General features: G+C 63.2%; 12 protein-coding genes. 7 read left to right on the top strand and 5 right to left on the bottom strand.

Annotation, left to right across the window (positions count from 1 at the left end):
- Positions 1-68 precede the first annotated feature (68 nt).
- Entirely contained in the window at positions 69-788 is a 720-nt protein-coding gene (locus PAA8504_RS05505) for an NYN domain-containing protein (protein WP_108893156.1), read from the top strand.
- Positions 789-794: 6 nt separating this feature from the next.
- Here the strand turns inward: PAA8504_RS05505 and PAA8504_RS05510 are convergent, their stop codons facing one another.
- Positions 795-1,409, bottom strand: a complete 615-nt coding sequence (locus tag PAA8504_RS05510; RefSeq protein WP_108893157.1) for a TetR/AcrR family transcriptional regulator — start codon at positions 1,407-1,409, stop codon at positions 795-797.
- A 508-nt stretch (positions 1,410-1,917) separates the two neighbouring features.
- Here PAA8504_RS05510 and fghA point away from each other — a divergent pair.
- From fghA to PAA8504_RS05540, 6 genes are all read left to right on the top strand, one after another.
- Complete coding sequence (gene fghA, locus PAA8504_RS05515; RefSeq protein ID WP_108893158.1) at positions 1,918-2,751, top strand: S-formylglutathione hydrolase; 834 nt, start codon at positions 1,918-1,920, stop codon at positions 2,749-2,751.
- A 22-nt stretch (positions 2,752-2,773) separates the two neighbouring features.
- Complete coding sequence (locus tag PAA8504_RS05520) at positions 2,774-3,220, top strand: YaiI/YqxD family protein (protein ID WP_108893159.1); 447 nt, start codon at positions 2,774-2,776, stop codon at positions 3,218-3,220.
- A 2-nt stretch (positions 3,221-3,222) separates the two neighbouring features.
- Positions 3,223-3,849 (top strand): HAD family hydrolase, encoded by a 627-nt coding sequence (locus tag PAA8504_RS05525; protein WP_108893160.1) that lies wholly within the window; start codon positions 3,223-3,225, stop codon positions 3,847-3,849.
- A 72-nt stretch (positions 3,850-3,921) separates the two neighbouring features.
- Entirely contained in the window at positions 3,922-4,716 is a 795-nt protein-coding gene (locus PAA8504_RS05530; protein ID WP_108893161.1) for an SDR family NAD(P)-dependent oxidoreductase, read from the top strand.
- Between the two features lie 20 nt (positions 4,717-4,736).
- Positions 4,737-5,603, top strand: a complete 867-nt coding sequence (locus PAA8504_RS05535) for an SDR family oxidoreductase (RefSeq protein WP_108893162.1) — start codon at positions 4,737-4,739, stop codon at positions 5,601-5,603.
- A complete protein-coding gene (locus PAA8504_RS05540) occupies positions 5,593-7,191 on the top strand; it encodes an alpha-amylase family glycosyl hydrolase (protein ID WP_146190454.1) in 1,599 nt (532 codons plus the stop codon). Before PAA8504_RS05535 ends, PAA8504_RS05540 begins: the two co-directional genes overlap by 11 nt.
- 11 nt (positions 7,192-7,202) lie before the next feature.
- Here the strand turns inward: PAA8504_RS05540 and PAA8504_RS05545 are convergent, their stop codons facing one another.
- From PAA8504_RS05545 to leuS, 4 genes are read right to left on the bottom strand one after another with little or no spacing between them, the layout of a single operon-like run.
- Positions 7,203-7,787 carry a glutathione S-transferase family protein gene (locus PAA8504_RS05545; RefSeq protein ID WP_108893164.1) on the bottom strand — a complete coding sequence of 195 codons (585 nt, stop codon included), beginning with the start codon at positions 7,785-7,787 and terminating at the stop codon, positions 7,203-7,205.
- The gene (gene holA, locus PAA8504_RS05550; protein ID WP_108893165.1) at positions 7,784-8,803 is read right to left on the bottom strand and encodes a DNA polymerase III subunit delta; all 1,020 of its coding nucleotides are present in this window, start codon (positions 8,801-8,803) and stop codon (positions 7,784-7,786) included. Before holA ends, PAA8504_RS05545 begins: the two co-directional genes overlap by 4 nt.
- A complete protein-coding gene (lptE, locus tag PAA8504_RS05555) occupies positions 8,800-9,351 on the bottom strand; it encodes an LPS assembly lipoprotein LptE (protein WP_108893166.1) in 552 nt (183 codons plus the stop codon). Before lptE ends, holA begins: the two co-directional genes overlap by 4 nt.
- On the bottom strand, positions 9,338-11,995 hold the full coding sequence (leuS, locus tag PAA8504_RS05560; RefSeq protein WP_108893167.1) for a leucine--tRNA ligase: 2,658 nt from the start codon (positions 11,993-11,995) through the stop codon (positions 9,338-9,340). Before leuS ends, lptE begins: the two co-directional genes overlap by 14 nt.
- Positions 11,996-12,025: the final 30 nt, after the last annotated feature.

Genomic DNA, 12,025 nt, shown 5'->3' on the forward strand with positions numbered 1-12,025 from the left:
TCCGGGTTTGACAATCCGCCCCCCCTGCGACACGGACGAGAAGGTATCCTTCGCCTGGGAGAGGCCCAATGCCCAACCGCGACCGCCCGCTTTACGCAGTCCTGATCGACGCCGACAACATCCCGGCGAAATATGCCGACCCGATCCTGAAAGAGATCACCAAGTTCGGGGAACCGGCCTTGCGGCGGGTCTATGGCGACTGGTCGTCGGGTCGGCTGAACAACTGGTCCAAGACGGTGCGAGACCTGGGCCTCGTCGCGCATCAGGAGACGGCGAACACCGTCGGCAAGAACGCCAGCGACATCGGCCTGGTGATCGACGCGATGGACATCCTGCATACCGGCAGGTTCGACGGGTTTGTCCTCGTCAGCTCGGATTCCGACTTCACCGCCCTGGCCAACCGCGTGCGCGAGAACGGGCTGGACGTGATCGGCATCGGCGAGAAGAAGGCACCCGAGGCGCTGCGCAACGTGTGCAACCGATTCATTCTGATCGAGAACATCGTGGACGAGCCGGTGCAGCCCAAGACCGCCGACTCGGGCCGTGCGCCGTCCGGCAAGGTCGCACCGATCGAGGCAGTGCCCCTGATCCTTCAGGCGATGGACCGGATCGAGCAGGATGACGAGTGGTATGCGCTGGGCCAGATTGGGCAGTACATCACGGCCGAACACCCGGATTTCGACACCCGGACCTATGGCAAAAGAAAGCTGAGCGATCTGGTGACCGAGCTGAAGCGGTTCGAAGCGAAGAAAATCGGCAACCAGTTGCACCTGCGCCGGGTCGACTAAGGGCGCTCAGATCCCGTAGCGGGCAAGCCAAGTTTCGACAGCGCCGTCGAGGATACGTTTGCGCTCGGCCTCGGTGAAATCGGGCTGAAGACGTAGGCAAAGGCGGGGGAAAACCTCGGCTTTGCACAGTTCGGCGAACTGGTGCGCAGCCAGGGTCGGATCGTCGATCTTGAGCTCGCCGCGCGCGATGGCCTGATCGAAGTAGTCCGTCAGTAATTTTTCCAGCATTCCGGGACCGTTGTCCCAGAAGGCGCGCCCGATCTCGGGGAACCTTTCGCATTCTGCAACGCAAATTCTGAATACTTGCTGCCCCGTTTCCGAAAATATGAAGCCCATCAAGGCCGCGCCTGTCTTGGACAGAACTTCGCGCGGGCTGGCGGTGAAATCGATCTTGTCGACCGATTCTACAGCCTGCCGCCGGCATTCCAGGGACGCTACTTCAACGAACAGTAAGCGCTTGTCGGGGAAGTAACTGTACAAGGTGGCCTTGGACACGCCGGCACGCTTGGCAATCGTGTCAACGCTTGCCCCTTCGAAACCGTCCGACATGAACACGTCTCGGGCGCCTTCGACGACCTGATCGTATTTCCGGCCCTTCTTGATCCGTGCCTCGACGTTCATTCCGTCTTCCCCTCACTCGAACGCCCGGCAACACTAGGCGGACGAAAAGTGGCCCGGCAATCTTTGGCCACCCACCGTTCAGATGGGTCCGCGAGTAGGGGTCTTCAAGCCAGCAAGTCTATCACTGATCCCCACAAGCGGCACCAGGGATAGAGTGCTGCCGGCCCTCGGGCTGCATTGATACTGAAGGGGAAACCGGCACCGCGTAGGGGACTTCGGAGAGGTTGGCGGGTGATCGGAGTGAAAGAAGCGCAGCTGGCAGGACGGCGCCCTGGATGAAAACGAAATCCGTGGAACGCCCCGATCAGCTTTAATAGAAGTTTACCATAACGTAATCTTGGCTATGTCAGAAGGGTTTGTCGCGCTGCCGTTTCATGAAACGCTCTTTCGTGGTGAGCGGACAAAGCCGCGGCGTTCGGCGCAGTGGTGCTGGTTCTTCCGGGGAATGCGTTGACGCCCGAAGCCTGCGGGTTTTCAAGTGCCATGCGAAACCACCGGAGGGACGGCGATGGAGACCAAATCGGAAAACGTGTGTTTCGGGGGCATGCAGGGTGTTTATTCCCACGCCTCCGCGGCCACGGGGCGCGACATGACCTTCGGTCTGTTCCTGCCGGAAGAGGCCAGGGACGGACCGGTGCCGGTCTTGTGGTATCTGTCTGGTCTGACCTGCACGCACGAAAATGCAATGACCAAGGCCGGTGCGCAGGCATGGGCGGCCGAATTCGGGATCGCGCTGGTCTTTCCCGATACCTCTCCGCGTGGGGAAGGCGTCGCGGATGACGACAGTTTCGACATGGGGCAAGGCGCGTCGTTCTACGTGAACGCGACGCAGGATCCCTGGGCCAAACATTTCCGCATGTGGGACTATGTGACCGAGGACCTGCCGGAGCTGCTGTTCGAGGAGTTCGCACTCGATCCCGAGCGACAGGCGATCACCGGGCACTCGATGGGGGGGCACGGTGCGCTGACCATCGGCATGGGGCTTGGGAGCTCGCGGTTCCGCTCGATCTCGGCCTTTAGCCCGATGTGCCGTACGATGGACAGCGATTGGGGCACGCGGCAGCTGGGCCTGTATCTGGGCGAGGACCAGGATGCGTGGACGCCGCATGACGCCAGCCACGTCATGCGAGAGAAAGGATTCGACGGGCCGGTGTTGGTAGATACCGGGACGGCGGATCAGTTCTGGGACAAGCTGAAGCCCGGCGCCTTGGCGGCCGCTATGACCGATCGCAAGCAGCCAGGCGCATTCCGTCTCCAGCCGGGGTACGACCATAGCTATTTCTTCGTATCGTCGTTCATCGAAGATCACATGCGCTTCCATGCCGAGGAACTGTATCGGTGAAAGCCACCCCGGGAAGACGCGCATGATCTACGTCGATGCAGATGCCTGCCCCGTCAAGGCCGAGGTCGAGGCGGTCGCAACGCGGCATGGCACCGCGGTCGCAATGGTGTCCAACGGGGGACTGCGCCCGTCGGGCAATCCGCTGGTCGAAATGGTTTATGTGACTGAAGGGCCCGACGAGGCCGACAAATGGATCGCCGAAAGGTGCGGGGCCGGCGATGTCGTGATTACAAGCGATATTCCGCTGGCATCGAAGGCGGTTTCGGCGGGGGCCTGCGTGCTGAAACCGAATGGTGAAGTCCTGACCGAGAGGAATGTGGGTCAGGCCCTTGCCACCCGCGACCTGATGTCGGACTTGAGGGCGGCGGATCCGTTCCGGCAGGGCGGCGGCAAGCCGTTCGGCAAGGCCGATCGGGCACGGTTCCGCGACGCGCTGGAACGCGTGGTGCGGCAGGCAAAGGGAAGCTGACGATGGCGGTTGATCTGGTCGTGTTCGATATCGGGAATGTCCTGCTGAACTGGGACCCCGAGGGATATTACGATCGGGCCATGGGTCGGGTCGCCCGGGTCCGCCTGTTTCAGGAAGTTCCCTTGAACGAGATGAACCTTTCCATTGATGCTGGCGCCCCTTGGCATCAGACGGTCGAGGAAACTGCAGAGAAATACCGTCGCTGGAAGCCCGAGATCCTGGCCTGGCGTGATAATTGGGGGAAGATGGCCAGCCCCCTGATCGACGAAAGCGTGGCGATGCTGCGTGCGCTCCGGGCGAAAAGGATCCCCGTCTGGTCCCTGACCAATTTCGGACGCGAAACGTTCGATTATGCCTGTTCCGTCTATCCCGCGCTGACCGAGTTCGATGGGGCCGTCGTCTCTGCCCATATCGGCATAGTGAAGCCCGACCCGGGGATATACGAGGCGCTGGAGCGCGAGACGGGGATCGCGCCAGGGCGCATCCTGTTCACGGACGACAAGCGCGAGAATATCGCCGCTGCGGCTGCGCGGGGCTGGCAGGTCCACCATTTCGACGGACCCCGAGGCTGGGCCGACCGGCTGGTGGCTGAAGGCTTGTTGTCGCCCAGCGAGGCCCGGGCGGCGTAAATCGCCGCACCGCGGAACGCCTTTCCAACGGCCTCGTTGACGGGTCGACATATTTGGAAAAGGGGGTCCGCAATGGATCTGGATATCAAGGGCAAGCGCGCCCTCATCACCGGCGGCTCGGGCGGGATTGCCGCTGCCGTCGCCAAGGTTCTTCACGAGGAAGGCGTTCACCTGACGCTGACCGATCTTGAAGAGGACGGCGTGAAGGCGTCCGCCGCGAAGATCGGGGATGACGTCGATGCCATTGCAGCGGACATGACCGACACCGACGATCTGGATGCCCTTGCCGAACGTGTGATTGACAATGGCGGGGTCGACATCGTCTTCCACTCGGCCGGCGTGACGGGCGAAAAGGGCGACCCGCTGGAGATGACGGACGAGGAATATCACCGCGTCTGGGAAACCAATTTCATGTCAGCGGTGCGCGTGTCCAAGCGGTTCGTTCCCCACATGGCCGACAAAGGTTGGGGGCGTTTCGTCTGTGTCACGTCCGAAAATGCGATCCAGCCCTATTGGGACGAAGCGGTCTACAATACGGCAAAGGCCGCGCTTCTGAATTGGGTGAAAGGTGCCAGTCAGGTCTACGGGCCGAAAGGCGTTTTGATGAACACCGTCGCACCCGCGTTCATCGAAAGCCCGATGACCGACATGATGATGGACCAGCTGGCCGAGAGCAAAGGCGTTTCGCGCGAGGAAGCTATTGCAGAGTTCCTAGAAACGGAACGTCCGTATCTGAAGCTCGGTCGTCGCGGCAAACCGGAAGAAGTTGCGGTCGTCGCGGCACTTCTGTGCTCGAACAGGGCCACCTTCACGAATGGTTCCGCCTTCCGCGTGGATGGCGGCTCCGTGGAATCCGTAAACGTTTAACCAGTGAAAGGAGCAGACTCATGAGTGATGTCGTCAGTGATCCGAAGATCAAACCACAGGCCCAGGATACGATGCCGGGCCGCGAGTACGAGATGGATCCGGCCCCCGACTGGAAGCCTCGGTTCCCCGGTGTCGGAAAGCTGGATGGCAAGGTCGCCCTCATCACGGGTGGTGATTCCGGCATTGGCCGGGCCGTTGCGGCCTTGTTCGCGCGGGAAGGCGCGAGAATAGCCATCGCCTATCGCTCGGAAAGCCGCGATGCCGAGGACACCAAGATGATCGTCGAAGACGAAGGCAGCGAATGTCTGACCTTCGAAGGTGACTTGGGCGACAAATCCCATGCCGCCAAGGTGGTCGAAGAGACCGTGGCCCATTACGGCAAGCTCGACGTCGTGGTGAACAACGCGGCCCAGCAATATATCGACTGGCCTATTGACGAAGAGCTGTCGGAAGAGCGCCTGGACGACATGCTACGCTCGAACATCAAGAGCTACTTCCACGTCACCCAGGCCGCGCTGAAACACCTGAAGGAAGGTGCGACTATCGTGAACACCACCAGCGTCAATGCCTTCAAGGGCAACGACAGCCTGGTTGGCTATTCCACGACCAAGGGGGCGGGCCTCGCGTTCTCACGATCGATTGCCTCGGCGTTGGCTGACAAGGGCATCCGGGTGAACGCCGTGGCACCGGGTCCCGTGTGGACACCGTTCATCCCCGGATCGATGCCGCCCGACATGGTCGAGGATTTCGGGTCGGGCACACCGCTTGGCCGGGCTGGCCAACCGTGGGAGATCGCGACGGCCTTCCTGTTCCTCGCGGGGCCGGACGGCAGCTATTTCACCGGCCAGACGCTTCATCCGAACGGCGGGAAGATCGTTGGCGCCTAGACGGATGTGGCCGGATGCGCCTCTGATCTACAATCTCTACCCCCGGTCGTTCAACGACACGAGCGGCTCGGGGGAGGGCGACCTGAAGGGCGTCATAGAAAAGCTCGACCATGTTGCTTCGTTGGGCGTGGATGCGATATGGGTCGGGCCTTTCTTCATTTCTCCTCTTGCCGATGGCGGCTACGACATTGCCGACCATCGGACAGTGGACCCTCGATACGGGACCCTCGACGATTTCGACGATCTCGTCCGCGAGATCCACGACCGCGGCATGCTGGTGATGATCGACCAGGTGTTCAATCACACCAGCGCCGAGCACGCTTGGTTCCAAGCGTCGATCGACGGGGATGAGGAGAAGGCCGACTGCTACGTCTGGCGCGACCCCAAGCCGGACGGGACGCCGCCCAACAACTGGATCAGCCAGTTCGGCATGCCGGCCTGGACCTGGAACCACCGTCGGCAGCAATACTATCACCACCAGTTTCTGTCTTGTCAGCCGAACCTGAACCTGCGGAATGACCTTGTGAAGACCATGTTCCGCGAGACCATGGAGTTCTGGCTGGATCGCGGCGTGGACGGCTTCCGCTTTGACGTGGTCACGGCCTATCTGTTCGACGAAGATATGCCGGACAATCCCCCGGCCCGACCCGTGGTTCTGTCAAAGGTCACCGGGCCGAACCACAACCCCTATTCCTACCAGGATCACGTCTACGACCTGCTGCAAGGCGACGGCGCGGCGTATACCGAGAACATGCGCAAATGGGCCGGGAAGGACATCTACCTTCTGGGCGAAAGCAACACCGGCAACCAGTCCGTCGAGGTTGCGCAGAGCTTCACCCGGGAAGGCAGGTTGGATGCGTGCTATACCACAGACCCGATGCAGGTTGGCAACGACCCGATTGCCCTGATGAACATCCTCAAGGCGCTGGACGGGGATTGGTGCACGCCGTGGTGGTTCACCTCGCACGATCAGCCGCGCCATATCTCGCGGTTGGGGGACGGCTCGGATGCGTGCGCCAGGTTCTACGCGACGCTTTTGGCGGTTCTTCCGGGCGCGGCCATCATGTTCCAGGGAGAGGAGCTGGCCCTGCCACAGCCGACCCTCGCCAAGGCGGAAACGACAGACCCTTTCGATCTGCTCTACTGGCCCGATGCACCCGGGCGCGAGGGGCCAAGGGTTCCGATGCCATGGAAGTCGCGGAAGAAGAATTACGGGTTCACCACGGGCGATCCATGGCTGCCGATGCGGTGGGAACGGGATCGCTGCGTTGACCAGCAGGAAGGTGCCGAGGATAGCGTCCTGAACTATTATCGCCGCGCCATGGCGTTTCGCAAAGAGGTTCGCTTGAACGCCCCCGACAAGCTGCGCGTCGATGCCTCGACCTCCGCGATGAGTCTTCGTATCGCGCGCGGGGGCAAGGACTGGATGGTCGTTCTGAATTTTTCGACGACCGAGTCCCTTCCTGTCCCGACCCGTTCCGCAGACACGCCGGTCCTGCAAACCGGCTGGGACGGACGGCGGCTGCTGCCGTGGGGGGCGGCCGTGTGGGAAGGCCTGGACGAAGAGGTCGGCGCGTCCTGCGGCTGAGAGCGGTGGCGTCAGGACCCGACGGCGCGTCGGTACGCGTCGCGCGCGACACAACGGTCGGTATAGGCCGCAAAACTCTCGGGAAGCTCGAACTTGGCCACGCGGGCCCAGATCCCGCAATGCGCGGCAAGCATGTCAGGCACAGTGAAGGCCTCGCCCATCAGGAAAGGCCCTTCGGCGCGCTCCATGAGCCGCGCGGCATTGCGCGAGAACTCCCACCGCAGCGATGGCTTGATGTCCCGGACGCGGTGCTCCTCGGGCAGGATGAAGCTGTGGCGCGCGGCGGTCCACAGGATCGCGTCCAGCTCGTCGTTGATCTGCTGGGTCAAGGCATCCTGACGGGCGCGGTCCAGCGTTCCGGCAGGTGCGGTCAGCTTGCCCGTGTGGTCGGTAAGGAATGTCAGGATCGCGGTCGAGTCGGTGATCACCGTTCCATCCACGTCGAGGGCGGGCACCTTTCCGGTGGGAGATGCCTCTAGCGCGTCTTTCGTGCCAGCCACGCAGTCGACGTGCTCGAAGGAAAGGCCCAGTTCCTCAAGCATCCAGATCACCCGCATCGCCCGGGTTGTCTTCTGTCCGTAAAGCGTAAGCTTCATCGTCGCCCCATCATCGAAAGCCGGATCAACGTCCGTTCCATCAACGCCATCTGGGGGGCTTTTGCCGTGGAACGCAAGGCGAGGTCGGTGTCGGTCAGGATATGCAGCGCGTCCTCGATCCGTCGCAGGCCAAGGCGCTGGGCCTGCCGCAAGATCGCATCGCGGCGGGGGCCATAGACAGGAGGACGCAGCTTGCCCACCCCGGCACCCGGCCCGCCAGGATCGGCGGAGGCCGTATGCAGCGTGCGATAATGGCGGGTCGCGGCGATGATCAGCGCAACGGGTTGGGCGCCCTGTGCTTCCAGCCGCGTCAGGATCGGCCCGATCTCGGCCGTGCGCCCGTCGGCGGTGGCGTGCAGGATGTCGTCCAGATCGGCTTCGGTGGATGCGGGGGCGCAGGCGGCGACGTCGCCGGCGGTCAGCGGGTCCGCGTCGCCATACTTGTAGAGGCCGATCTTGCCGATCACCTGCTTCAAGTCGCCCGGCCCGAGTTCGGCCGCCAGCGCCATGATCGCGGCGGTCGCATCCAGGTCCGGCTTCAGTCCCGCCTCGGACAGCCATTTGTCGATCTCCGCCCGGTCAGGCGGCGCGTCGTAGATCGCGATGGCGGCGGCCTGCGGGTGCTTCTCGAATGCCTTGCGGATGGGCGAGGTCGGTTTCAGCGACCCGGCCGTGACGACCACATGCGCATCTCCCGGGCGCCAATCGGTCAGCGCGCCGGCGATCTGGTCGGCGACATTGGCGGTCGCATCCTCGACGAAGGCGACGCGGGGCCCGGGGAAGAACCCTTGCGCGGCCAGCGCATCGGCCAGCAGCGACTTTTCTTTGCGCAGATCGGCGGCGGGAATGCGGGTAAGACGCATCTCCTCGTCCGCGTTCGGCCCGGCGAGATTGGCGATCAGTTCCTGACGTTTCAGCGCGACGCGCATGGCATCCTCGCCATAGATCAGTGTGCCTGGGCGCCCCTCCGGCGGTTTCGCAATCCAGGCGTTGCCGTCGCGGGTGTTGAGTTTCATTGCTGCCAGTCGGGCGCCGTGGCCAGAAGGTCCGCCACGATCGAATCCGCCAGAATGGTCATCAGTCGTTCGCCCGCGTCGCGTCGTGCCTCGCGGATCGAGACGTAGCTGCCGACATAGGGCTCGCCGGGGTCGGGGGTGTTGTCCGGGTCGATCAGCGGCGAGGAATAGCTGGTGAAGTTGGTCAAATCCGCGCGGCGCAAGGTCTGGTCCGTGGATCGGTCGATCAGGCGATAGCGAATCCGCCCCACAAGCTGCTCTCGCGCGGTCGAGGATTGGGTGTTTCGCCCCAGGCGCCTGTCGGAGATGCTGACGTCCAGTGCCAGCCGATATTGCGCGTCGTTCGGTCTGCCCAACCGTTCTTCCAGTCGGGTCACGAGAAGATAGCCCGCTTCGTCCTCGGGCTCGTCCACAAGGATTTGCCCCGTCAGGCCCCGCGCGACACCGGCGGGACCGTAGACGGGGGTGAAGCCACAAGCGGGCAGCGCGACCAGCGCGGTCAACACGCTGCGCCGCCCCCATGTCTTGCTTGCGTCAGATGACGACATTCACGATCTTTCCGGGCACCACGATCACCTTCTTAGGCGTAGCACCGTTCAGCGATCTTTGCACGGCATCCGATGCCAGCGCCCGCGCCTCGACCTGGTCCTTGGGCATGTCGCGGGGCACGCGCATTTCGTCCCGGCGCTTTCCGTTGACCTGAATGGGCATGGTCACCTCATCCTCGACCAGCATCGCGGGATCGGCCTTTGGCCAGGGCGCCGTAGCGATCAGGCCTTCCCCGCCCAGCATCTGCCAAAGCTCCTCGGACAGGTGGGGCGTCATGGGCGACATCAGTTGTGCCAACGTCCGCGCGGCGGCGACCTGCGCTGTGCGGCCGGCTTTCGACTTCTGCAGCGTGTTGGCGAACGCATAGAGCCGCGCGATGGCCGCGTTGAAGCCGAAGGACTCGATACCCATGGTCACGTCATGGGTCGCCTTGTGCATCTCGCGCAGCAGGTCTTCGTCGCCTTGCCCCGTTTCGGGCGCATCGCGCGCGCCCTCGGCGATGCGCCACACGCGGGCGAGGTGCTTCGACGCGGCCTCGGCCCCCGCATCCGTCCATTCCACGTCGCGCTCGGGCGGGCTGTCGGACAGGACGAACCAGCGCGCGGTGTCCGCGCCGAAGCGGTCGATGATCTCGACCGGGTCGACGACGTTGCGCTTGGATTTCGACATCTTGGCCGAGGGGATAACCCTTACACCCCACTCGGTGTCTTGGTCTTCGAGTAATTGGTCTTCAAGGGCGAGCTGATCCTCTCCTCGGCCAGCTTCGTTTAAGCGACTTCGCAAAACCGCGACGCGCTTTCCGTCTTTCGTGAAGGGCACAACGTCAGATGGCAGATAGTAGCGAACCCTCTCGCCTTGTGGGAAGACTTCGGGACCAACAAGCTGGTTCGCATAGATCTCGTGCGTGACCATCCCTTGTGTGAAGAGGGCGTCGAATGGCTCCTTTGCGCTGGCGGGCAGGTGGCCGCCCTCGTGCATCGCGCGGGCGAAGAAGCGCGAGTACAGAAGGTGCAGGATCGCGTGCTCGACCCCGCCGATATACTGGTCGACATTCATCCAGTACGAGGCCTCATCGGGGTCGGTCGGCGTCGTCGCCCCGGGCGACGTGAAGCGAGCATAGTACCACGACGAGTCGACGAAGGTGTCCATCGTGTCGGTCTCGCGCGTCGCGGCCGCCCCGCATTTCGGGCAAGGCACGTCGCGCCAAGTCGGATGCCGGCCCAGAGGATTGCCCGGGGTATCGAAATCGATGTCGCGGGGAAGCTCGACCGGCAGGTTCTCCTTCTTTTCGGGCACCACCCCGCAGGTGTCGCAATGCACGACCGGGATCGGGCAGCCCCAGTAACGCTGGCGGGAAAGGCCCCAGTCGCGCAGGCGGAACTTGGTGACGCCGGTGCCCCAGCCTTCGGCTTCGGCACGATCAATTGCCGCGTCGATCGCGGCGCCCCCCGTCTGCTCGGCGTCGCCCGCGACGATGCGGGTATAGCGCACGAGTTCGGTCTTGGGGGGCACGAAGGGTTCGCCCTGATCCTCGGGCGCGGTGTGGGGACCGTTGACGGGCACGAAGGTGGACTTGATAGGCAGGTCGTATTTACGCGCGAATTCCAAGTCGCGTGCGTCATGCGCCGGGCAGCCGAAGATCGCGCCGGTGCCGTATTCCATCAGGATGAAATTCGCCACGAACACGGGCAGCGTCCATTGCGGATCCAACGGGTGGACCGCCTGAAGCCCGGTGTCGAAGCCGCGTTTCTCGGCCTTCTCGAGCTCTTCCTCGGCGGTGCCCATCTTGCGGCATTCGGCGTTGAAGGCGGCCAGCTCGGGATTGTCGGCCTCAAGCTCCTTCGCCAGCGGATGGTCGGGCGAGATACCCACGAAGCTGGCGCCCAGAAGCGTGTCGGGGCGAGTAGTGTAAACCTCGATCAGGTCGTCGCGGTCCTTCAGGCCGAACGGGAATTGCAAGCCGCGCGACTTGCCGATCCAGTTCTTCTGCATCGTCTTGACCTTGTCCGGCCAATTGTCGAGCGTATCGAGTGCCGAAAGAAGCTCGTCCGAGTAGGTCGAGATGCGGAAGAACCACTGGGTCAGTTCGCGCCGCTCGACCAGGGCGCCGGATCGCCAGCCGCGCCCGTCCTCGACCTGTTCGTTGGCCAGCACCGTCATGTCGACGGGATCCCAGTTGACCACCGCGTTCTTGCGATAGACCAGATCCTTCTCCAGGAAGTCGATGAACATGGCCTGCTGCTGACCGTAATACTCCGGATCGCAGGTGGCGAATTCGCGGGACCAGTCCAGCGTCAGACCCAGCCGGGCGAACTGGGCCTTCATGTTGTCGATATTGGCATAGGTCCAGTCGCCGGGATGAACCTTTCGCTCCATCGCGGCATTCTCGGCCGGCAGGCCGAAGGCGTCCCAGCCCATCGGATGCAAGACGGCGTGGCCGGTGGCCAGCTTGTAGCGCGCGACCACGTCGCCCATCGCATAGTTGCGCACGTGGCCGATATGCAGGTTCCCGGACGGGTAGGGAAACATTTCGAGGACGTAGTATTTCGGCTTGGTGTCATCGCGACGCGCGGTGAAGCAGCCCGCTTCCTCCCACGCCTTCTGCCATTTCGGTTCGATCGCGCCAGCGTCGTAGCGTGCCATGTCGTCCTGCCCGGGAAGCTGTTGTCTGTC

It is taken from the genome of Palleronia abyssalis (assembly GCF_900302445.1).
GTDB lineage: Bacteria > Pseudomonadota > Alphaproteobacteria > Rhodobacterales > Rhodobacteraceae > Palleronia > Palleronia abyssalis.

Excerpts from the sequence above, each read along its gene's own strand:
- PAA8504_RS05505 (WP_108893156.1), top strand. The coding sequence starts at position 69 with ATGCCCAACCGCGACCGCCCGCTTTACGCAGTCCTGATCGACGCCGAC.
- PAA8504_RS05510 (WP_108893157.1), bottom strand. The coding sequence starts at position 1,409 with ATGAACGTCGAGGCACGGATCAAGAAGGGCCGGAAATACGATCAGGTC.
- fghA (WP_108893158.1), top strand. The coding sequence starts at position 1,918 with ATGGAGACCAAATCGGAAAACGTGTGTTTCGGGGGCATGCAGGGTGTT.
- PAA8504_RS05520 (WP_108893159.1), top strand. The coding sequence starts at position 2,774 with ATGATCTACGTCGATGCAGATGCCTGCCCCGTCAAGGCCGAGGTCGAG.
- PAA8504_RS05525 (WP_108893160.1), top strand. The coding sequence starts at position 3,223 with ATGGCGGTTGATCTGGTCGTGTTCGATATCGGGAATGTCCTGCTGAAC.
- PAA8504_RS05530 (WP_108893161.1), top strand. The coding sequence starts at position 3,922 with ATGGATCTGGATATCAAGGGCAAGCGCGCCCTCATCACCGGCGGCTCG.
- PAA8504_RS05535 (WP_108893162.1), top strand. The coding sequence starts at position 4,737 with ATGAGTGATGTCGTCAGTGATCCGAAGATCAAACCACAGGCCCAGGAT.
- PAA8504_RS05545 (WP_108893164.1), bottom strand. The coding sequence starts at position 7,787 with ATGAAGCTTACGCTTTACGGACAGAAGACAACCCGGGCGATGCGGGTG.
- holA (WP_108893165.1), bottom strand. The coding sequence starts at position 8,803 with ATGAAACTCAACACCCGCGACGGCAACGCCTGGATTGCGAAACCGCCG.
- lptE (WP_108893166.1), bottom strand. The coding sequence starts at position 9,351 with ATGTCGTCATCTGACGCAAGCAAGACATGGGGGCGGCGCAGCGTGTTG.
- leuS (WP_108893167.1), bottom strand. The coding sequence starts at position 11,995 with ATGGCACGCTACGACGCTGGCGCGATCGAACCGAAATGGCAGAAGGCG.